General features: G+C 54.9%; 19 protein-coding genes and 1 pseudogene. 6 read left to right on the top strand and 14 right to left on the bottom strand.

Annotated features, from left to right (window positions below; genetic code table 11):
* Positions 1-47: 47 nt before the first annotated feature.
* From RT613_RS09635 to RT613_RS09625, 3 genes are all read left to right on the top strand, one after another.
* On the top strand, positions 48-1,274 hold the full coding sequence (locus tag RT613_RS09635; protein WP_313614880.1) for a Xaa-Pro peptidase family protein: 1,227 nt from the start codon (positions 48-50) through the stop codon (positions 1,272-1,274).
* A gap of 104 nt (positions 1,275-1,378) precedes the next feature.
* A complete protein-coding gene (locus RT613_RS09630) occupies positions 1,379-1,681 on the top strand; it encodes a DUF6522 family protein (RefSeq protein ID WP_313614878.1) in 303 nt (100 codons plus the stop codon).
* 74 nt (positions 1,682-1,755) lie between these two features.
* Positions 1,756-2,775 carry a LacI family DNA-binding transcriptional regulator gene (locus tag RT613_RS09625; RefSeq protein ID WP_313614876.1) on the top strand — a complete coding sequence of 340 codons (1,020 nt, stop codon included), beginning with the start codon at positions 1,756-1,758 and terminating at the stop codon, positions 2,773-2,775.
* A gap of 19 nt (positions 2,776-2,794) precedes the next feature.
* On the opposite strand, the gene RT613_RS09620 is transcribed toward RT613_RS09625, so the two are convergent.
* From RT613_RS09620 to RT613_RS09585, 8 genes are all read right to left on the bottom strand, one after another.
* Positions 2,795-3,829 carry a hypothetical protein gene (locus tag RT613_RS09620; protein ID WP_313614874.1) on the bottom strand — a complete coding sequence of 345 codons (1,035 nt, stop codon included), beginning with the start codon at positions 3,827-3,829 and terminating at the stop codon, positions 2,795-2,797.
* Complete coding sequence (locus RT613_RS09615; RefSeq protein ID WP_313614872.1) at positions 3,822-4,808, bottom strand: ABC transporter permease; 987 nt, start codon at positions 4,806-4,808, stop codon at positions 3,822-3,824. Before RT613_RS09615 ends, RT613_RS09620 begins: the two co-directional genes overlap by 8 nt.
* Before the next feature lie 15 nt (positions 4,809-4,823).
* A complete protein-coding gene (locus RT613_RS09610; protein ID WP_313614870.1) occupies positions 4,824-6,326 on the bottom strand; it encodes a sugar ABC transporter ATP-binding protein in 1,503 nt (500 codons plus the stop codon).
* A gap of 65 nt (positions 6,327-6,391) precedes the next feature.
* Positions 6,392-7,357, bottom strand: coding sequence for a substrate-binding domain-containing protein (locus RT613_RS09605; protein ID WP_313614869.1), 966 nt, complete (start codon positions 7,355-7,357; stop codon positions 6,392-6,394).
* Positions 7,358-7,421: 64 nt separating this feature from the next.
* Complete coding sequence (locus tag RT613_RS09600) at positions 7,422-8,471, bottom strand: carbohydrate kinase family protein (RefSeq protein ID WP_313614867.1); 1,050 nt, start codon at positions 8,469-8,471, stop codon at positions 7,422-7,424.
* Entirely contained in the window at positions 8,471-9,142 is a 672-nt protein-coding gene (locus RT613_RS09595) for a D-lyxose/D-mannose family sugar isomerase (RefSeq protein WP_313614866.1), read from the bottom strand. The genes RT613_RS09600 and RT613_RS09595 overlap by 1 nt, the downstream gene beginning before the upstream one ends.
* Entirely contained in the window at positions 9,142-10,296 is a 1,155-nt protein-coding gene (locus tag RT613_RS09590) for a Gfo/Idh/MocA family oxidoreductase (RefSeq protein WP_313614865.1), read from the bottom strand. The genes RT613_RS09595 and RT613_RS09590 overlap by 1 nt, the downstream gene beginning before the upstream one ends.
* Before the next feature lie 27 nt (positions 10,297-10,323).
* Positions 10,324-11,148: a class I fructose-bisphosphate aldolase gene (locus tag RT613_RS09585; RefSeq protein ID WP_192489310.1), complete on the bottom strand. Its 825-nt coding sequence runs from the start codon at positions 11,146-11,148 to the stop codon at positions 10,324-10,326.
* 257 nt (positions 11,149-11,405) lie between these two features.
* Between RT613_RS09585 and RT613_RS09580 the strand changes: the two genes are divergently transcribed.
* Both RT613_RS09580 and RT613_RS09575 read left to right on the top strand, forming a co-directional pair.
* Positions 11,406-12,611, top strand: coding sequence for an ATP-grasp domain-containing protein (locus RT613_RS09580; protein WP_313614863.1), 1,206 nt, complete (start codon positions 11,406-11,408; stop codon positions 12,609-12,611).
* 29 nt (positions 12,612-12,640) lie between these two features.
* A complete protein-coding gene (locus RT613_RS09575; RefSeq protein WP_313614862.1) occupies positions 12,641-13,693 on the top strand; it encodes a polysaccharide deacetylase family protein in 1,053 nt (350 codons plus the stop codon).
* A gap of 18 nt (positions 13,694-13,711) precedes the next feature.
* Here the strand turns inward: RT613_RS09575 and RT613_RS09570 are convergent, their stop codons facing one another.
* The 6 genes from RT613_RS09570 to RT613_RS09545 form a co-directional block, all read right to left on the bottom strand.
* Positions 13,712-14,788 (bottom strand): sn-glycerol-3-phosphate ABC transporter ATP-binding protein UgpC, encoded by a 1,077-nt coding sequence (locus RT613_RS09570; protein WP_313614861.1) that lies wholly within the window; start codon positions 14,786-14,788, stop codon positions 13,712-13,714.
* 37 nt (positions 14,789-14,825) lie between these two features.
* A complete protein-coding gene (locus RT613_RS09565; protein ID WP_313614859.1) occupies positions 14,826-15,893 on the bottom strand; it encodes a Gfo/Idh/MocA family oxidoreductase in 1,068 nt (355 codons plus the stop codon).
* Positions 15,886-16,899 carry a Gfo/Idh/MocA family oxidoreductase gene (locus RT613_RS09560; protein ID WP_313614857.1) on the bottom strand — a complete coding sequence of 338 codons (1,014 nt, stop codon included), beginning with the start codon at positions 16,897-16,899 and terminating at the stop codon, positions 15,886-15,888. Before RT613_RS09560 ends, RT613_RS09565 begins: the two co-directional genes overlap by 8 nt.
* Positions 16,900-16,916: 17 nt before the next feature.
* Entirely contained in the window at positions 16,917-17,792 is an 876-nt protein-coding gene (locus RT613_RS09555; RefSeq protein ID WP_313614855.1) for a carbohydrate ABC transporter permease, read from the bottom strand.
* On the bottom strand, positions 17,785-18,636 hold the full coding sequence (locus tag RT613_RS09550) for a sugar ABC transporter permease (protein ID WP_313614954.1): 852 nt from the start codon (positions 18,634-18,636) through the stop codon (positions 17,785-17,787). Before RT613_RS09550 ends, RT613_RS09555 begins: the two co-directional genes overlap by 8 nt.
* Positions 18,637-18,744: 108 nt before the next feature.
* Entirely contained in the window at positions 18,745-20,034 is a 1,290-nt protein-coding gene (locus tag RT613_RS09545; RefSeq protein ID WP_313614853.1) for an ABC transporter substrate-binding protein, read from the bottom strand.
* 118 nt (positions 20,035-20,152) lie between these two features.
* On the opposite strand from RT613_RS09545, the pseudogene RT613_RS09540 reads away from it, so the two are divergent.
* Positions 20,153-20,372, top strand: a pseudogene (locus RT613_RS09540) (TetR/AcrR family transcriptional regulator); the annotation flags it as partial.

Here is a 20,372-nt window from a genome sequence, read left to right as displayed (position 1 = left end):
GGATAAAGTCCGCCTCATCAGAGCTGGAAATGCATCGAGAGGAAATTATGGCTGACATGGATCGCGCAAGGGCACAACGACTGCTGGCAGCGGAGGGTCTGGACGGCATGGTACTGTTCCAGCCTGAAACCTTCCGTTATGCCACCGGCATTGCAGCCGGCGTCGCGACAATGTGGGGACGTGCCGGTTCAGCCATCGCACTGGTTCCGACAGACAGCGCATCCAAACTGGCTGCGATCGTCAGCGATCATGTTTTTGCCGGCACCAGTCATTTGCAACAATCCATGGATTTGCGTTCTCACCGCATCTGGATTGACGCCGTAAACCTACAGGACGCCAAAACCATCACCGACATCAACAAGGCCTATCGCGATAGCGGTAATGTCGGCCCACGCCCTGAAACCTTTGACCAACAGGCCTGTTTCCAGTTGCTGTCCGACATATTGACGGAACGAGGGCTCGACCGCGCGACACTCGGCGTTGATCTTGAATTCATGCCGGCCGCTGACTTTGCGAAACTTCAAAACATGATGCCAAATGTCGTCTGGCGCGATGCTTCCGGTATCGTCAAACGGTTGCGGATGGTCAAGAATGCATCCGAGACCCAGCGTCTGCGCAATGCAGCCCGTTACGCCGAGGCAGGTCTCGAAAATCTCGTCAAGACAGCCAGATACGGCTCAAGCATCAAAGACCTCTCCACCGCATGGCTGACAGGCGCGACAGATACAGCAATCGCCAATGGCGAGGTTCTTTCAGGACACTGGGATTACATCTCCATCGGTGCAGACTTGCAAAACATGGCGGCTACGCTCAAGGAGGGCGACCTGATCAAGGCGGATGTCGGTACGCTGATTGGTGGTTATTCCTCAGATGGTGCCCGCACTTTCGTGTTGGGCAAACCTTCAGCGCTCGCAAGCGACGTCTACAAGGCGCTGCTGGAAACATTCATGTCCGGCATTGAGGTTCTCAAACCCGGGAACACCTTCGGGCAGGTCCACGAAACCATGTTGTCGTCCATGCGCCGGCTTGGTTTCGAGGAATATTATCGTGGGCATTTCGGCCACTCGGTTGGCGCGGCAGTGGGTATCGAAGAATGGCCATTCATTTCACATGGAAACGACATCGTCATCGAACCTGATATGGTGTTGGCACTGGAAGCGCCGTTTTATGCCAATGGTCTTGGGGCATTGATGATCGAAGAGCAGTTCCTGATCACATCAAATGGCGCCGAAACCATGAACCGCCTGTCTCGCGAACTGGTCACGATTGGCTGAATGATGTCTCCCAAATGCGTCAGTCGGTCACTGGCGCATTTTTCCGAGCGGCATTATTGTCAAAGATAACACTCCAACGCACATGTGCAGAGACCGCCCGTCATATGAACCAGACGCCACAGCAAACGCCAGACAAGAGTGCTCCATCGGCAAAACGCGACGAAGACGGCAATTTTGTTCTCGATGCGGAATTTATAGCAAGTCGCTTCGGACTGAATGAAAATGCCGTGCGTGACCTGATGCGTCGCAACCTTGTGCACAGTCTGGTGGAAGAAGGGCGCGACGCTGATGCCAACACCTGGCGCTTGACCCTGCGTTGCGGAAACCGGCAGTGGCGCGCCATCCTTGGTACAGATGGCGAGTTACGAGATGAAACCATGCGGTTCGTTTCACCGCAGGCGCGATAAGGCACTGATAAAACTTGTGAACACGACGGTTTCCACGTATTGACTGAATACATCAAGGGTATGGACCCGCTGACTTGAAAACAAGCATAAGAACCATTGCAAAACTGGCGGGAACCTCCGTCACCTCCGTTTCGCGCGTGCTGAACAATAGCGGCTACACGTCTGCCGAAGTGCGCGAAAAAGTCGAAGCGGCGATCAAGTCACTGAATTACACACCGAATAAGGGCGCACGCATGTTGCGCGGTGAGCCAAGCCGTATGATCGGTTTGTTGCTGCCTTCAATCGACCTGCCGTTTTTCGGCATTCTTGCCCACAGCATCGAACAGCAGCTTTTTGAACGGGGCTATCAGACACTGATTTGCAGCACTGCTGAAAACCGGGACCACGAGGAACGTTATATCTCCATGCTGTTGTCTCAACGGGTGGATGGCGTGATCATTGCCAGCGCCTTTGGTGATCTCTCGCACTTCCATGCTTTGGCAAACACCCATATTCCGATTGTTGGCATAGACCGTGAGATGACCGGCGTTTCAAAAGATGCCGTCATGGCCGATCATATCGAAGGTGGCCGCATGATGGCCAAACACCTCATTGATCTCGGGCATCGAAACATCGCCGTTATTGGCGCGCCTGGGCACAGCCAGCCCATTCAGCTGCGCCTTGAAGGTGTAAGGCAGGAGCTCGCCACCCATGGACTGGAGCCTGTACGCGAGGCAATCGGTGAGGAACACCGTTTCGCCGAAATCCACCAGATGGCGGAAACCCTGTTGAAGGAATGTCCCGAGGTCACCGGGCTGATCGGCACAACCGACGTTGCGGCGATTGCGGCAATTCACGCGATCCACCATCAGGGGCGTACTGTGCCTCAGGATTATTCCGTGATCGGTTTTGATGACCTGCCGGAAGCCTCTCACATATTGCCGCGACTGACCACGGTGGCTCAGCCTATTCGTGAGGTTGGCCTGAAGGCTGTCGAGCGGCTGGAAAAACTGATTGATGCGCACCGTAAGGAAAAAGACATTCCAGCCATGGGAGTACTGCGCTTGCCGGTTAATCTTGTTCAGCGTGATTCCACCGGGCCAGCAAGACTTTAAGCCATTGGCACTATTGCCGTCACAGCAAAACAGAAGCTGAAATCGAATATCGTGTCGTCAGGCTTTCACCAGCCGCAAAATGCCAAGCTGTTGGTACGCCTGCCCGATTGAGCGGATTTGAGGCCGCTGAAATCCCCACACCGAGATCAAACGCCGCCCTCACCGGTTCAGCCCCAAGCGCCAGATGGCGGTTAAACCAAGGGCGCTGGCTGCGACCGCGATTGGAAATCCACAACATCAGGCTGGGAAATACATCACGGTCCCATTCAAGAACGATGCGATAGTTCTGTTCAAGATTGTCCAGTATCAGCCGCCCTTCAACACCTGTCAGCAGAAGAAGATTTTCGGATTGTCCGGCAAATGGCAAAGCGGTGGCATCCACCTCATCACCGTGGCGGTTCTTCAATACGGAGAGATCAGCGAAATATTGATCCTCTGCAAAACGTGACAGTGGCTGGCGTTCATCCAGCGGATGTGTCCACACACCACTATGCGGACCAGTGTGAAGCCTCATCGCACCCGGCGTTTCCGGCAAAACAAAACAGGGATGCAGACCAATCGGTATTTCGCAATCACGCCGCGCAGTGATGGTCAATTCAAACACAAGACCGGCTTTTCCCGGTGTCGCAACAATGCGCCGTTGCAGGGATTTGATGACACTTTCCGGCGGATATTCGATGTCAGCCAGAAGCTCGCCTTCACCGCCAGCGGCGATGGTCCAATGGTGGTTTGAACCAAAGCCGTGCGGATCCTCGAACGCCGGATCAGACACGACAGTGTTTCCCTGAGCCTCGCGCCAGCGTTCAGGAAGTGGCCGGCCAGGAACTGCGCCGAAAGGCACGCAGGGCCATTCACCACGCAACCGCTGAAGAATGGCCGGCTGATCGGCCATATCCTCATTTTCCCAAGGAGAAACATGCAGGGGCGAAACTGACCGTCCATCCTCGAGGACCAACGACACCGGCCCCAGCATGCCGCCCAGGCTTTGCAGTTTTGCATCACCCCGGTCCCACGACATCGACAGGTTTTGCATGATGTTTTCCTTCTCAGCCATGGCCGGCATGTGGGCGATCGATAATCAGGTTGATGAATACCGCACCGAGGATCAGAGCGCCACGAACCACCTGCTGGGCATAGGGATTAAAGCCCCACAACGTCATGGCGTTCAAAAGCACACCCAGAAACAATACGCCAACAAAGGCTCCCCAGATCGATCCTTTGCCGCCAAACAGGCTAACACCACCTATGATGACGGCGGAGATAACCTCAAGCTCCATGCCCTTGGCGATGGTCGGATTGCCGGAATTGAGAAGTGACGAATAAACGATGCCTCCCGTGACAGCAAAAAGGCTGGTGATGATCATGCACAATGTGCGGGTTCGGCTAACCGCAAGACCAGAGAGACGTGCCGCCTCTGCATTGCCACCGATCGCGTAAACCGAACGTCCGAAGCTGGTGTAATTTGCCAGAACATAGGCGATGAGAAAGGCGATCAACAGCAGATAGACCGGCACCGGCACGTGGAATATCCGTCCACTGCCGATGAAATAGTACCATGACGGAAAGGACTCGATCGGTGTTCCGTCGGTTATCAGATTGGCGAAACCGGCCAGCGTTGCCATCATCGCCAGCGAGGAAATGAAGGTCGGCACCATGAAGCGGTTTCTGAGCCAGCCATTAAAGATGCCGATGCCGGCACCAAAGGCAAATGTCAGCAAAAAGGCTAAGATTACGACCCATATGGCGGGTTCAAAGTCACCGCCTGATATCCATGATACCAGCCAGGCGACAAGACATGATGATGCCGCAACCATAGAGCCAACCGACAGGTCGATTTCGCCAACAATGATCAGCAGTGTCATACCGAAGGCGATCATGCCCGGCACGGCGATAGTGCGCAGAATGTTAAGCTGGTTATCCAGCGACATGAACCCTCGTGCGGTAAACGCCACCAGCACATAAAGGCCGATGAGGATGATGAGCATAGAGTTCCGCCGTGCGAAGGTCCCGATTTTTCCGCCGGAAAGTGTCATGGTAATCTCCTGAATTCAATGGGTTTTGTGCCGCACCATGCAGGCGGCATAGAGGGTTTTGGGATCAAGCTTGTCATTGACGAATTCATCGGCAATGACACCGTCGCGCAAAATGAGAATGCGGTCACAGCATTCCACGAGATCTTCCAGCTCAGTGGAAACCACGATGCTGGCCAGACCTTCGGTCGCCTGTTCCCAGATGATGTTGTAGATCTGCTGTTTGGCCAGCACGTCGACACCGCGTCCAGGCTCATCAAAAAGCAGGATGCGCGGGTCGTCATTCAGCCAGTTGCCGACAACGATTTTCTGCTGGTTGCCGCCGGAAAGGCTCGACACGGGCAAGGATGGGTCACCAACCTTGATCAACAGGTCTTCAATCTGTTTTTTGACATAAGGCGTTTCTCGCCCAGTTGTGATGAAGCCCATCTTGCCGATGCGCTGCATGGCAGCCAGGCATAGGTTGGCGTGACTGGACAGGATCTGCGCCAGACCGCCATGTTTGCGATCTTCGGAGGTGTAACCGATGCCAAAGGCCTTCATGACAGGAATGGAGACATTCGAAACGGTTTTGCCGTCGACGACAATCTCTCCGCCATCATGCGGACCTGCACCATAAATCGCCCTGAGAAGTTCAGTTCGCCCCGAACCAAGCATGCCGGCAATGCCCACCACTTCACCTGGGTAAAGGTCGAAGGAGATATCCTTCAACAAAGGGGCCAGTGACAGGTTGCGCACCGAAAGGATCGGTTTGGTCCGCTCCTTGGGGTGCAATGGGCGGTGAACCGGCTGGATTTCACCAAACATCATTTCAAGAATGACGGCAGGTGTCGCCTCGTCAATCGAGCAGGATCCGGTAAAAACACCGTCACGCAAGGCCGTTACCGTATCGGCAATCTCGGTCAGTTCCGCCAGACGATGCGAGATGTAGATGATCGTCACACCGCGATCACGCAGACGCCGGACAAGCTCAAACAATTGTTTGACTTCAGCCTGTGCCAGCGCCGAGGTCGGTTCATCCAATTGCAGCACAATCGGGTTGAACGACATGGCCTTGACGATTTCCACCACCTGCTGGCGCCCAACAGACAAATCGCCGGCTGGAATGTCGGGATCAATGTCACCGGCCCCCATATCGTTCAGCAATTGGGCTGCACGCTTGCGCAACTCCGGCCAATCGATGAATGGCGTACCTTTGCGCTTGGGCAGGCGTCCCATGAAGATGTTTTCAGCCACACTCAGATGCGGCACCAGGCTGAGTTCCTGATAAACCGTGACGATACCGGCCTCCAACGCATCGGAGGGGCGACTGAAATGACAGACGTCGCCATTCAAAAGGATTTCGCCTTTTGTCGGTTCGGTGGCACCGGACATCATTTTGATGAAGGTGCTTTTACCAGAGCCATTTTTACCCAAAAGGGCATGAACCTTCCCCCGTTCGAAGGAATGGTTGAAGTCATCGAGCGCCGTCACCTTGCCGTAATGCTTGGTGAGGCCACGCAATTCGAGGACGGAAGACATACGTTCTCCGTGTTTTCTGGAGGGTGGGGAATGCGCACGGCACGGTATATGCCGTGCGCTGTTCCTTACTTCTTGAGGCTTTCGGCGAATGCCTTGACGCCATCAGGATCAGCACGCGACAGCAGGAGCGCCGGAACGGTTGTCTGCTCGGCAACCTTGTCACCTTTGAGGATGGCAAGTGCCGCATCAACGCCTTGTGCGCCCATGTCGAACGGCGACTGTGCCGTAACGGCCTGCAGCACATTGTCATTGGCCATCAGGCCCTTGGCGAGCTGCTCGGAACCATCGATACCGAAGACATAAACGGAACCGGCCTTGCCGGCATTACGCACGGCCTGCATGGCGCCAATCGTACCGCCCTCATTGGCGGCGTAGACCACGTTGACGTCAGGGTTGGCGGTCAGGATATCGGTTGCGACAGAAACTGCCTTTTCCGGAAGCCATGCGTCCTGTTCGGTTACGACATCAACGGTGTTGCCTGCAGCAGCAGCTTCCTTGAAGCCACCAGTGCGATCGCCGCTCTGTTCAGGTAACAGCGACTTGAAGCCCAAAATGGCAACTTTTGCTTTACCGCCCAAAGTTTCAGTAATGAACTTGGCGGCCGCCTTGCCGGTGGATATGCCGAGATCCTTGTTCGAGGTCGAGAAGGTTGCCTGCGCAATACCGGCATTGGTCAGGCCGCCGTTGACGGCAACCACGACAATACCTGCGTCACGGGCGCGCTTCAGAGCCGCGGCCGAGTTCTTGGCAGAAACCGGTGCAATCACGATCGCATTCACCTTGCGGGCGATATAGGTATCAATCGCCTGCGTTTCCTTGGCCTGGTCACCATCAATGTTGATTTCCAGAATTTCAGCGCCGGCCTTTTCGGCAGCACTGCGCATGCCGGCCTGCAGCGACTTCATGAACTGATCACCCTGGAACACGATGCTTGCGACCACCGGTTTTTCGGCAGCATGCGCGAAATTCATCGGCGCCATGCTAACCGAAGCGACCAGACCGAATGCTGCGGCTTTAAGATATGCCTTCATGTTATTCTCCTCCCATGTGTTGATAAAACCGGCTGTCGCACACTCCTTCTGCGACAGCCGGGGTTCAGCCGAATGCCTGTTCCGTCTCCTTGGTTTCCTCAACGAGAACCGACATATGCGGAATTCCATCTGTGGCTGTTGCGCCACCGAGACAATGAGCTGCCGCACGATGCGCAACAGCAGCTGTTCTGGCACTCGGCCAGCCTTCATGCAGGCCGTAAAGTACGGCAGCACAAAATGCGTCCCCTGCCCCTACCGGGCTGACGATATCCTCGACAGCGACAGCAAGCGAATAGGTCGTAATCGGTTCGCACCCACGCTCGAGCCAGAGGGAAAGTTCCGGTGCATGAATGATTGCGCCGCGCTTGACGCCACCGGAGAGCAAACTGTTGCCGGCCTTCAAAACAGCGTCCGGCAACAACACACCATCGCTGTCACGTACGGTTACTCCCGTGGCACGGCCAGCTTCGATTTCGTTGATGATGACGTAGTCGCAATAGGGAAGTGCCGCCTCCACCTGACGCTGGAAGGCCGGGTCTTCACTCGACACGAAATCCACACAGGTCAGCAATCCTGCTTTCTGCGCGGTTTCCAGCAGACGGCTTGCACCAGACCGTCCTTCATGGTCGAGTTTGTCCAATCCCGGCAACAACATCAGATAACCGAGATAAAACAGACGATAGCCCTGTGACACGCAGGATGCGATATCAATCGAGGCCTGCGTCATGTCGTCATTGGCGCCGCCATGATAGAAAAACGTCCGGCTCTGACCCGGCACCGACATCACATGGGTATGCGCCGTAGCGGCCCTGTCTAAAGACACCATCCGCGACACATCGATCCCATGATCAGAGAGACGCTCACGCACGAACACGCCATCGGCATCATCCCCAAGGCAGCCAGCAGCCGACAAACGCCCCGGAAAACCAAGGGATGAAAGATCCGTCACCACGTTGGCGGCTCCGCCACCAACGCCGATATCTTGATGGGCGATATGCGTCAGATTGCCCTGTTCCGGCCAATAGGAAAGTGTGTGCACGCGGTCAACGATGAAATTGCCGGCGCAAACGATCCCTCCTGATTGTCCGCCTTTTGTCTCCTCCCCCAAGGACATCAGCTGCCCCCTTCATTCCAGAGAGGCCGGAAGGGTGGCTCATCTTCTTCAACCTCGGCAAAACGACCAATTGGCTCGAGGAAGAAGTTGTCGTTGCGGTCGTCATTGACCTGACTGACCTCACCGACCAGTACCGGACCGTCACCTACCTTACCGTAGAAACGGTGATAAAGACCGGGATGGATTGTTACGCTTTGGCCAGGCGAAAGCTCAAGGCTTTCCCATTGCGCAAGACGCTGCGGCAGGCCATCGACCTGTACCACGACATCGTCATTGCTCAGCGTTCCGTCCTCATGAACGGCGCTGAACTCAATCACCAGCGTGCCACCGGAACGGTTGATGATGTCTTCCATCTTGGCCTTGTGAAGATGGGCGGGCGTCAATTGCCCTTCGGTCACGAACAGCAATTTTTCAGCATAGGTGCGTTCGTCAGCCTGCCCGACGATCCCATTGCGCAGGCAGAAAAGCACAAGGCCACACTCGGCAAACCGTCCAGTGCCAAAATCCGTCACATCCCAACCCAACTGGTGAGCGCGCAGATAGGCGGCATCGTCTGGCCGTGCTGCCAATGTCTCGCTGGTCCAGTCCCCCCAGACGGGAAGCGACCATTTCCAGCTATCAAGCATGCCGACGGCAAATTTAAGGGCCGTATTGATCTCGGAGCGTTTCATCAGGACGCTCCATTGGCATAGTTGACTTCAACCACACGGTTTTCGCGACCAGACTGCAACGCAGCCGTCAAAACGGCATGGTGCGACTGGGCCTCCTGTGGCGTGGCGCAATGGAAACCTCTGCCATTGCCGCCGGCCAGTTCGTCGACAAAAGCTGCCCACATCTGCTGAATGGCATCGGCAAAACCAAACTCGAAAATCTTGCCGGTGATTGCCGGGAACAACGAACCATAACCGAGATCTTCCGTGCTCCACGCCTGAGCACCACCATTATAATCCATCCACTGCCACTGGCGTGGAGACTTCGTGGTGAAATAGGCGCTCTTTTTCATGCCGAGGACACGAATATACCAGGTGTTGGATTCGCCGGGCGCGATACGCCAGGTTTTCAACACCATCGGGAAATCCTGATCGGCAGTGGTTACACGTGTGCTGATCGTCGCATTGTCCCAGGTGGTGCACGGCACGACACCGCCCTTGCCGTCTGGACGCTCGGTTACCTTCTTCACCAATTGCGCGTGAAGCGTGGAAGGGCGCCAACCAAGGCGCAGCGGAACATGCAACACATGCATGCCCAAATCCCCCATGCAGCCATAGGCACCGTTGATGTGCTCCATGCGCTTCCAGTTGATCGGCTTTTGCCGATCAATGTCGGAAGAGTGCAGGAAACCAGCTTCGACTTCCAGGATCTCACCCATCTCGCCACTGCGCGCTAGTTCAATGACCTTTTGCGCACCAGGGAAAAACGGCATTTCGGACGAGCAACGCACGACCAATTCAGGTTTTTCGTTCAAAACCTTCATGATCTCGCTGTTCTGCAGCTGGTCCATGCCGAACGGCTTTTCACCGAGTAGATGTTTTCCGGCCCGTAGGATGTCCGTGTAGAATTCGGCATGCAGGACGTGCGGCACCGCGCAATAGATCGCGTCCACCTCAGGATTGGCCAGCAGTTCCTTGTAGTCTGTCGTGCGCTGGCGCACGGTGGATACATTGTCGCTGAACCAGTCCATCAGGGAAGTGTTGGTATCACACACTGCAACGATTTCCGGACGCGCTTTTGCATCCGCCAAATGCAGCCAACGCGCGGCTGCACTTGCAAATTCACGGCCCATCAGACCGCAGCCGATAACGCCGAAGCGGAAAATCTTCGTCATAACATTCCTCCCTTCGTTACCGCACGGTTAGCCGAGATGGCGCGCCGCTTCCTCTGCAGTTACACCATCGTGAACGATAGCCATCAGCGCCTGCGTCATGCCCTTCGGGTTGCTGTGCTGGATAACGTTACGGCCATAGACGATGCCACGAGCGCCCTGCTCCATCAGCACCTTGGTGCGCGACAGGATTTCCTGATCGCTGACACGGCCACCGCCACGCACCAGAACCGGAAGACCCTGCGCGATTTCGATAACGCGGTGGTATTCTTCGACGTTATCGCACGGATCAGCCTTGATGATATCAGCGCCGAGCTCAGCGGCCTGGCGAACCAGCGGCAGGATTTTGTCGATGGCGCCGTCAACCATGTAGGCACCCTTGGAGTTGTCCTGCATGACCAGAGGCTCAACCATCAACGGCATGCCGTAGATTTCGCATTCGCGCTTGAGAATGTTCACGTTGCGCACGCAGGCGCGGTAAACTTCCGGTTGGTTCGGCAACATCAGAAGATTGACAACCACGCAGGCCGCATCCAGCACAACGCCCTGTTCGACAGCACGGTCAATCACTTCCGAAAACAGAACCGATGGCAGCGGGTTACCGTAGATATTGGCAATGTCGGTGCGCAGCACCAGAGCTGGACGATCCTTGCCCGGAATAGCTTGAAGAAGAGGGGCAGTTCCAGGCGGAAGCTGGATGGCATCCGGCTTCGCTTCAGCGATGACCTGAATGGCGGTCTTCATGTTTTCAATGCCTGCCAGGAATGTGCGTTCATTGAACATGCCGTGGTCAATAGCCACGTCGAAGCAATTTCCGGACGTGCCGAAAAGACGATTGAGGCGTGCTGCCTTCATGATGGTTCCTCCCAATATGGTAACGTTTCCACATTTTGCTATCCGGTTCAAGAGCGAGCGTCAATAAAAAACGTGGTAACGTTTCCACATTTTGTTTCAGACGCCCCAGAACAAGTGCTTCGAAGCCATTGAAACTATTCGGGTGGCATTGATGTTTGCGCTTGGAGAATTAAGGGTTTGCTTCCCATTTGGGCGTATCGTTCTAACGTACCAGCCCGCCTTGCCGCCCTATCCGGCGCCCTTTCAGGACCAAAATATTGCCACGCACAGCCATTTCACCGCAGTCGACAGGTGTCGTTATCCTTGGCGGAGCGCATGGGGCACTGGCATTGGCAAGAAGTCTCGGACGATCCGGCATAAGGGTTCATTACATCAGCAATGATTCTCCTCTCACCGGGTGGTCGCGCTTTGTGCAAAAACAGATCAAGTGGCCCGGTGCGGACCACGTCGATGCCACGGCTTTTCTCATCGAATTTGCCCGCAAAAATGGTCTGCAAGGCAGTCTTCTTGTACCCGCAGGCGATGCGGAAGTGATGCTGGTGTCGAAAGCCAAACAGGCACTGCAATCCGAATACAACATCCTGTTGCCAGACTGGCAGTCGCTGCAATGGCTGTGCGACAAACCTCTTCTCTACAAGCGCGCGGAAGAATTGGGTCTGCAATATCCACGCACAAACGAACTGGCATCGACCGAAGAAGCGCATATGCTGGCGCCCACATTCCCGGTGATCTTGAAACCCAATATGGGCGGCGGAAACAGCCGCATCGTCAAGGCAAAAGTCATCAAGGCTGATGACAAGGCGTCCTTTATTGACAGTTTCACCGATGCTGCCGGCGAAATTGGTGCGCGCAATGTTGTTGTGCAGGAACTTATCCCTGGCGGTGGCGAAAGCCAGTTTTCCTATGTCGCCCTGTGGAGTGAGGGAAAACCGGTTGCAGAGTTCACGGCCCGCCGCACACGGCAATATCCCGTCGATTTCGGCTTCACCAGCACCTATGTCGAGGTGATCTCGCAACCGGCCCTCATCGAAGCATCACATAAACTGCTCTCATCCCTGGCATTTAGTGGTCTGGTGGAGATTGAGTTCAAACGCCATCCCCTTAACGGCTCCCTCAACATACTCGACGTCAATCCAAGGCCGTGGGCATGGTTGGCATTGTCCTCGGCAGCCGGCGTTGATTTTGGCCCCTTGATGTGGGACGCAGCCCAAGGAAAGTTGCCGTCAAACCTGTTGACCGCACATTCCGGCACGGCCTGGATCTATGCTGCCCGCGACCTTGCTGCCGCGATCACCCTTATCAAACGCGGCAAACTGAAAGCGCGCAGCTTCTTTGGCTCATTTTTCAAGGTGCGTGCCATGGCGGCCTTCAGCTGGAATGATCCCCTGCCCGGTTTCCTTGATCTACCGTTAACCGCATGGCGTGTATTAACACGCAGAATATTCAACCTATCAAAGAAATAATACGACACGACGATCTGGACCACACGCCTATGTTCTCTTTGCAATCCGCCAAACGCATGTTGAAATATGGGATCATCAGAGCCGGGCTTGAAGTGTCTGCGCTCTCAGTTGTTCGTGCACTGCTTCCCAGTGCCAGCGGGCGCGGCCTTATCTTCACGCTGCATCATGTGCGTCCAGATAGTCCGCAGGCATTTGCTCCCAACGCAATACTCTCTGTCACTCCCGAATTTCTCGAAAAGGCCATCAAGGCGGTGCTGGAGATGGGCATGACACCGGTCCATTTGCACGACCTGCCCGCGCGCCTTGCAGATCAGGGCGATAACCGCACATTCGTCGCTTTCACGCTTGACGACGGTTATCGCAACAATGCGCAATATGCTGCGCCGGTTTTCCAAAAATTTGGAATTCCCTACACGATATTTGTGGCACCAGGTCTGACGGAGCGCAGTCGCTCCATGTGGTGGGAAACTGTAGAAGCACTGGTTCGACAGCAGGACAAATTCGATTTTGATTTCGGCCAAGGCACTGAGACCGTAGCGGCAGAAAGCCTAACGCAAAAACATGATGCGTTTGACCGGCTGGCCGCCTTTGTGCACGCCAACGACGAAGATGTCGCCGTTACCCGCATTGATGCGGCAGCGCGTCAGTATGGCATCAATCCGCTCGCCATTGTCGACAATCTCGTCATGACGAAGGCTGAACTAAAGCAATTGGTTCATGACGATCCGCTTGCCCATATGGGTGCGCACACCATGACCCATGTAAACCTGAAACGTGTTGACCAGACACGGCTGGAAAATGAAGTCCGCCAGTCCATTTCGACATTGCAGACATATACCGGGGTGTCTCCGCAGTCATTCTCCTTTCCCTATGGCTATAAGTCTGCCACCGGGCAAAGAGAGGCAGACGCCGTGCTTGCAACCGGCATTCCAGTTGCAGTCACCACGCAGCCTGGCGTCTTGTCAAAAACCAGTCTGGACAACATCGGTCTGCTGCCCAGAGTTTCGTTAAACGGCCTGTTTCAGAAAAAACGCTATGTCAAAGCACTGGCGTCCGGGATCCCGTTCAAGCTTATCAAATAATCCTGCGACGGAGCATCCTCATAACCTGCGTCCATCAGCGCCGAAGATATGCGTATTTGCAAGATCAAAGGCCAGCGGAATGGTTTCACCAATCCTGATATGTTTCTGGCCATCCAGCAGCACCGTTGCAGGCTGACCGTCGGCCGTATTGGTGTAAACAACCGTCGATCCGCCCAGATGCTCGACAAGCTGGATTGCACCCTGCCCCAATGTCGCAGACTGTGATTGCGGTTCGACATGTTCGGGACGCAAACCAAAGGTCAGAGGCTCGCCGTCTTTTGCTGCCAATGGTTTTTCAAGCAGTATTTTCTGGCCAGCAACCTCCAAAGTCCGCCTTGAACCATCATCGGCCGCCAGTTTCGCATTGAGAAAATTCATCTTGGGTGAACCAATGAAACCAGCAACGAACTGGTTTGCCGGGTGGTTATAGAGGTCGAGCGGCTTGCCGACCTGCATGATATGGCCGTCACGGAGTACAACAATCTTATCCGCCATGGTCATGGCTTCCACCTGATCATGCGTCACATAAATCATTGTACTGCCGAGTGTCTGGTGCAGCTTGGCAATTTCGACACGCATCTGCACGCGCAGCTCAGCGTCGAGGTTGGATAGCGGTTCGTCAAACAGGAAGATCTTGGGTTCACGAACGATTGCACGCCCAATCGCAACACGCTGGCGCTGGCCACCGGAAAGTGCCTTTGGCTTGCGTTGCAACAGCGGGCCGATCTGCAGAATATCGGCCGCCTTTTTGACCCGCGCCTCGATTTCCGGTTTCTTGTAACCGGCCGTTTCCAGACCAAAAGCGAGGTTCTTGTAAACACTCATATGCGGGTAAAGCGCATAGGACTGAAACACCATGGCGATGCCACGTTTGGACGCAGCCGTCTCATTTACCCGTTCACCATCAATACGCAATTCGCCGCCGGAGATTTCCTCCAGCCCCGCAATCATGCGCAACAGCGTGGACTTGCCACAGCCAGAAGGCCCAACGAATACGGTGAATTCACCCGGTTCGATTTGCAGGTCGATGCCATGAATGACAGGCAGCGCACCATAACGTTTGACGATTTTTTCCAGTTTAATGCTGCTTGCCATTCTGTTTCCTCCCGTCCGGCAGCCAAAGACCAACCTGTTAAGGTCGCCAGCTCTTGTACTTCGGATGGGCCTGCGTAATCGGCAGGGCAACATCGCTATTGGTATCGTTGGAATGATAGATTGCCGTCAGAAGCTCCAAGGAGCGGTGCGCGTCATCACTCGTCACCGGTGGGCGTTCTCCGTTTTCAAGCGTCTCATAAAAGGCTGCCATCTGGCCGTTGAATCGTCGGCCGATCGGCGGCATTTCTTTGACAAGCTCAGCGATTTTCAAACCAATCTCTTCATTCGCAGGAATGATCTGCCAAGGCCCATCCCCGGGGGAGTAGGCAGAGTGCACGCTTTCGAAGGTGACGTTTTCAAATGCGATGCGAAGACGACTGATCTCTTCCTGAGACCCCAACGTGCAGGTGGCGGAAACAAGCGCACCGTTTTGCATCAAAAGGCTAGCAGACACACAATCCTCGACCTCAATGGCATTTACCCGCGTTGCCGTGCGCGCAAAAACCCGGTCAACCGGCCCCATCAGATAGGTCAGCATATCATGCAGGTGGATGGCATGGGTCATCAGCACTCCGCCAAGCTCGGTCACCCAGCGTCCGCGCCACGGATTGTCATAATAGGCCGCTGTGCGCTTCCAGAAAGTTTCAGCGGTTCCCGCATAAGGTTTTCCAGCCAGGCCGCTTTCAATGATGTGGCGTGCCTGCGCAACACCTTCACCATATCGATATTGGAAAATCGGCATGAGAACGCCTTTTGCGGTCTGTTCGGCACGCCGGACTTCGTCAACCTCAGCCAATGATCCCGTCAACGGCTTTTCACAAACGACATGTTTTCCTGCGGCAAGCGCCTGCAGGATGAGTTTGGTATGGGTGGCAGGTGGCGTGCAGATATCGATGATGTCGACATCCTCCATGGCCATGACTTCGTCGGACAGGCGTGTGCGTTTCGTGACGCCAAACTCGTCGGCGACCGCATTCAGCCTGACTTCATCAAGGTCACACAAAACGGCAACCTCATATTTATCGGAATGCGGGAAATATCCTTCTTCCATATGCGATTTGCCGATACCGCAACCGATAATGCCGACCTTGTAACGCTTAGCCATGGGTCTTACCCTCCGCCAGCTTCTGGGCCTTCAGGGCAATTTCCATCGCCGCATAACACCGCGCCTGTGGCATGGCCGTTTCGGTGCGATTGCGGATGTCAGCAATCAGTTGTGCGCCATAGGGAAGCTGCACATTGTTGCAATCAATATATTGCACGCCCTTCTTGTCGGTGAGGAACAGGTGGTTGCCACCATCACGTCCACCAACATCAATGTTTTTGCGAAGCTCGATTGCGCCTTCCGTTCCAGTGATAAACAGACGACCATCACCCCAGCTTGGCAAGCCCTCTGGAGTGAACCAGTCAACACGAATGAAACCATCCGCATCATCAGTGGAAAGATGGATGTCACCGCTATCCTGCAGGCCAGGAAACTGCGAATTGGCACGATTGGACACCGTCGCAGACAGGATGCTCGCCGTGTCAGCGCCAGTGAAAAACAGGAACTGTTCGCACTGGTGCGACGCTATATCGACCAGAATGCCACCATATCTCTCCCGCTTGAAGAACCATTCGGGGCGAGTTGGTGCACGCAAACGGTGTGGACCGAAACCGGCGGTGGACACCACTTTGCCGATTGCACCGGCAGCAATCAATTCACCGGCTTTTACAGTTGCGCGGTTTTCGAAATGCTCGGAATAGAGAATCGAGAAAATACGCCCTGTTTCCTGCTGAACGCGCTTCACCTCGGCGAGCTGGTCAAGCGTGGTCATGCCAGGTTTATCAACCATCACATCCTTGCCAGCCTTCATCGCTTCTATGGCAATGCCGGCACGTTCATCGGGAATGGCAGCGCTGATAATGAGATCGATACTCTCATCTTCGATCAAACGGCGTTTGTCATCCACGCGCTGTGCGCCGGGGAATTTCGCGCTGTAGGCTTTCGACAGGTCATCTTCCACCGCATGGAAACCGACAAATTCGGCACCTGCGTCAAGCAGGCAACGTGTTTGTCCGCTAATGTGGTCGTGGTTGATGCCTATGGCTGCAAATCGAACAGGTTTCATGGGTATGCCTTGGCGTTTCAGCGTTTCATGCCGGTGGTTGCGATGCCTTCGATCAGAAGGCGCTGGAAAAACAGGAAGAACAGGAAAACAGGGATCAGCGACAGGTTGGACATGGCGAACAGGGCCGTCCAGTCCGAGCTGCCGGTGGAGTCGATGAAGGAGCGCAGACCAAGCTGCACGGTGTAGGTATTGATGTCGTTCAGATAAATCAGCGGCCCGAAGAAATCGTCCCAGGTCCAGATGAAGGAAAAGATCGCCGCGGTTGCCAGTACAGGCAAAGACAAGGGCAGCATGATTTTCCAGTAGATACGGAACGGACTGCAACCATCCATCACCGCAGCCTCATCCAACTCTCTGGGGATGCCGCGGAAAAACTGCACCATCAGGAAGATGAAGAAGGCATCCGTTGCCAGATATTTTGGCACGATCAGCGGCAGTGATGTGTTGACCCACCCCATCTCCAAAAACATGATGTACTGCGGAATGAGCACAACGTGATAGGGCAGCATCAAGGTGCCCAACATCAGCGCGAACCAGAAATTACGCCCGCCAAACCGCAACCGCGCGAAGGCAAAAGCGGCAAGTGAGCAGCCAACCACATTGCCGATCGTCGCCAGAACGGCGATGAAAAACGAGTTCCAGAAGAACTGGCCGAAACTTACCTGTAAACCTGTCCAGCCACGGATATAACCGCCGAGATCAAGTGCCGATGGAATAAGCGAGGAGGAACCGAACAATTCTTCCTGCGGTCGGAACGAGCCGGAGATCATCCACAGGATGGGATAAAGCATGCCGATCGAACTGATGATCAGCGCTGCATGCAGCAAGGTAGAACGAAGCGGCGAGCGTTGAACTTCAGTTCCGGGACGTGGAGCGGTAACAGCATCAGTCATCGTAATGCACCCAATAACGTGCGCTGAGGAAGGAGAAGGCTGTAAACAATGAGATAATCACGACCAGGATCCATGCCAAAGCGGAGGCGTATCCCATACGGAAGAAACCGAATGCTTCCTGATAAAGATAGAGCGTGTAGAACAGTGTCGAATTGATTGGCCCGCCAGTGCCTTCAGAAATGATGAAAGCTGGCGTAAAGGCCTTGAAGGCATCAATCGTCTGGATCACCGCGTTGAAGAAGATCACAGGCGTCAACAATGGCAGCGTTATGCGGAAGAACTGTCGTGTCTTGCTGGCGCCGTCCATTTCCGCAGCTTCATACATATCCTGCGGGATCTGGCGAAGACCGGCAAGGAAGATGATCATCGGCGACCCGAACTGCCAGACCGACAGAATAACCAGCGTGTAAAGCGAATAGTCGGGGTTGGAGACCCAACTTGGCCCCTCATAACCGAACAACTGCCACAGCATCATGTTGACGAGACCATCGGAAGCAAACAGCTGGCGCCACAAGACAGCAATCGCCACGCTCGAACCGAGCAAAGAGGGCAGATAAAAAATGGCACGGTACAGTGTCAGTCCTTTGATGCCCCGATTGAACGCCATCGCAACCAGCAAGGCAAAAGCCAGCTTCAACGGCACCGACAGCAAAACATAGGTAAAGGTCACCTTCATCGCTGCCGCAAATTTGGGGTCCGCCGTGGCGATGCGCACATAGTTGGACGCACCAACCCAGTCAGGCGATTGCAGCAAGTCGTAATTGGTGAATGACAGGTAGAGCGAGGCCAGCGCAGGGCCCAGCGTCAGGCCGAAAAAGCCGATCAGCCATGGCAGCAGAAACATATAGGCGTGGAAGTTGCGATCAAAAACACGACGCAAACCGCCCCGTTTTGGGAGAGCCGTATCACGGCCCTCCCTCGCAAGAATGTCAGACTGCATGGTCATTTGCGATTACTTCCGCTTCAGAACAGCTTCAGCTTCTGTGACAAGGCGTTCACCGCCCTGCTCCGGCGTCATTTTCCCAAAGGCCACTTCCTGGCTGGTGCGGGTCAACACAAAGGCAAGTTCACCAGCACCGGGTGGTGGCGCAGGTGGAAGGTCACCCACGTCAGGGGTAATGTCGGCAATATACTTCACCATCGCCTGGCTGACATCATTGAGTTTCGGACCAAGCTGGCCGCGCATGGCTTCCGATGCCGGCACGCCGCGCTCCACACCGAGAATATCCACGCCTTCAGGTTCAGAGACCAGGAAGTTGATGAATTCAACCGCTGCCTCAATCCCAGCACTGCCATTGGCAACACTCATCAGCATGGATGGTTTCAGGTAGTGACCGGATGGTGAATCCTTGGATACCTTCGGATAGGAGGTCAAGGAAAGCTTGGCCTTGTTGAGCGCCTGATAACCAACGAACTGGTTGGAGTGGGCAAAAGCAGTCGCCGACTTACCCGTGGTCAGTGGGTTGGTTTCAATGTTCAACTGGTCAAGCGCCTGAACATCTGCGGGCACGCAGGCCCCGGCTTCACGCATCTTAGCCCACATCGTAAACCACTTGGCCGCGTCGCTGGCGTCATATCCCAAACCACCTTCCGGCGTGAACAGGGACTTGCCGTTCTGGCGCAGCCAGTTTTCATAACTTGGTTCCAGACCGCTGGAATCAGCCGTTGCGAAATAACCGGGCTTTGGCTTGTTCTTGCCAAAAATCGTGGCGTTTTCCGCAAATTCTTCCCAGGTCTGACCGGATGACGGTGGCGTTGCCTTTGCTTTCTCCCAGGCTGCAGCATCAAAGAACATGACGCTCGAGTTCACACCGAGATTGACGCCGTAAAGCTTGCCATCCACGCGGCCGGAATCGATGTTCATCTTGCCAAAATCATCGATCTTCAAGGATTTGCCGATATAGTCATCCAAAGGCGCAAGCGCACCGCGCCGTGCATATTCAAAGATGTAGCGATAATCCATCTGGATCAGGTCTGGCGCATTGCGTCCGGCAACCTGAGTTGCAAGACGTGGCCAATAATCACTCCAGCCTGCGAATTCTCCTGCAATCGTAAGGTCGGGTTTTACAGTCTTATAGGCCTCGATGGCCTTATTGGTGCGGTCGGCACGCTCCTGCGAGCCCCACCACAACATACGAAGGCGTGCAGCCTGCGCATTGGCGGAACCACCGCCGAGAGTTGCAAGAGTGAGTGCCGCAAGGCCCCCGGAAAGCACAGTGCGCCTGTGAAGCGTCATGGACATTGGCAACTCCTCCCATATTGAATGCCAATTGATGATGCTCGAGAACAGCTATTGCTGTTTTATAACTAATTGGTTACATGGGAACACTGATCGAACGCATTGTCAAGCGGGTGTCGTGATGGATAAAACAAATACGAATAACAATATTGATCCGGACACAAACGAGAGCGTGAAGCCTGTTCGCAAACGCGCATCGACACAACAACGCAATCCTGAACGGACGCGGGCTGCCATTCTGGAAGCAGCCCGTCGCGAGGTCGCGGCGAAGGGACTGGCAGGTGCACGTATTGATGTCGTGGCCCGGCGGGCCGGCACCAACAAGCGCATGATTTATCACT

The organism is Agrobacterium sp., assembly GCF_032092815.1.
In the GTDB taxonomy this organism is placed as follows: Bacteria; Pseudomonadota; Alphaproteobacteria; order Rhizobiales; family Rhizobiaceae; genus Agrobacterium.
The sequence above is the reverse complement of the archived record's forward strand: the minus strand, read 5'-3'. Positions and strand labels throughout refer to the sequence as shown.

Bases quoted from the DNA above. Each gene is read 5' to 3' on its own strand.
- RT613_RS09550 (WP_313614954.1), bottom strand. From the start codon at position 18,636: ATGTTTCTGCTGCCATGGCTGATCGGCTTTTTCGGCCTGACGCTGGGC.
- RT613_RS09595 (WP_313614866.1), bottom strand. From the start codon at position 9,142: ATGAAACGCTCCGAGATCAATACGGCCCTTAAATTTGCCGTCGGCATG.
- RT613_RS09600 (WP_313614867.1), bottom strand. From the start codon at position 8,471: ATGTCCTTGGGGGAGGAGACAAAAGGCGGACAATCAGGAGGGATCGTT.
- RT613_RS09575 (WP_313614862.1), top strand. From the start codon at position 12,641: ATGTTCTCTTTGCAATCCGCCAAACGCATGTTGAAATATGGGATCATC.
- RT613_RS09560 (WP_313614857.1), bottom strand. From the start codon at position 16,899: ATGAAACCTGTTCGATTTGCAGCCATAGGCATCAACCACGACCACATT.
- RT613_RS09545 (WP_313614853.1), bottom strand. From the start codon at position 20,034: ATGTCCATGACGCTTCACAGGCGCACTGTGCTTTCCGGGGGCCTTGCG.
- RT613_RS09610 (WP_313614870.1), bottom strand. From the start codon at position 6,326: ATGTCTTCCGTCCTCGAATTGCGTGGCCTCACCAAGCATTACGGCAAG.
- RT613_RS09555 (WP_313614855.1), bottom strand. From the start codon at position 17,792: ATGACTGATGCTGTTACCGCTCCACGTCCCGGAACTGAAGTTCAACGC.
- RT613_RS09615 (WP_313614872.1), bottom strand. From the start codon at position 4,808: ATGACACTTTCCGGCGGAAAAATCGGGACCTTCGCACGGCGGAACTCT.
- RT613_RS09620 (WP_313614874.1), bottom strand. From the start codon at position 3,829: ATGGCTGAGAAGGAAAACATCATGCAAAACCTGTCGATGTCGTGGGAC.
- RT613_RS09605 (WP_313614869.1), bottom strand. From the start codon at position 7,357: ATGAAGGCATATCTTAAAGCCGCAGCATTCGGTCTGGTCGCTTCGGTT.
- RT613_RS09585 (WP_192489310.1), bottom strand. From the start codon at position 11,148: ATGAAGGCAGCACGCCTCAATCGTCTTTTCGGCACGTCCGGAAATTGC.
- RT613_RS09630 (WP_313614878.1), top strand. From the start codon at position 1,379: ATGAACCAGACGCCACAGCAAACGCCAGACAAGAGTGCTCCATCGGCA.
- RT613_RS09570 (WP_313614861.1), bottom strand. From the start codon at position 14,788: ATGGCAAGCAGCATTAAACTGGAAAAAATCGTCAAACGTTATGGTGCG.
- RT613_RS09565 (WP_313614859.1), bottom strand. From the start codon at position 15,893: ATGGCTAAGCGTTACAAGGTCGGCATTATCGGTTGCGGTATCGGCAAA.
- RT613_RS09590 (WP_313614865.1), bottom strand. From the start codon at position 10,296: ATGACGAAGATTTTCCGCTTCGGCGTTATCGGCTGCGGTCTGATGGGC.
- RT613_RS09635 (WP_313614880.1), top strand. From the start codon at position 48: ATGGCTGACATGGATCGCGCAAGGGCACAACGACTGCTGGCAGCGGAG.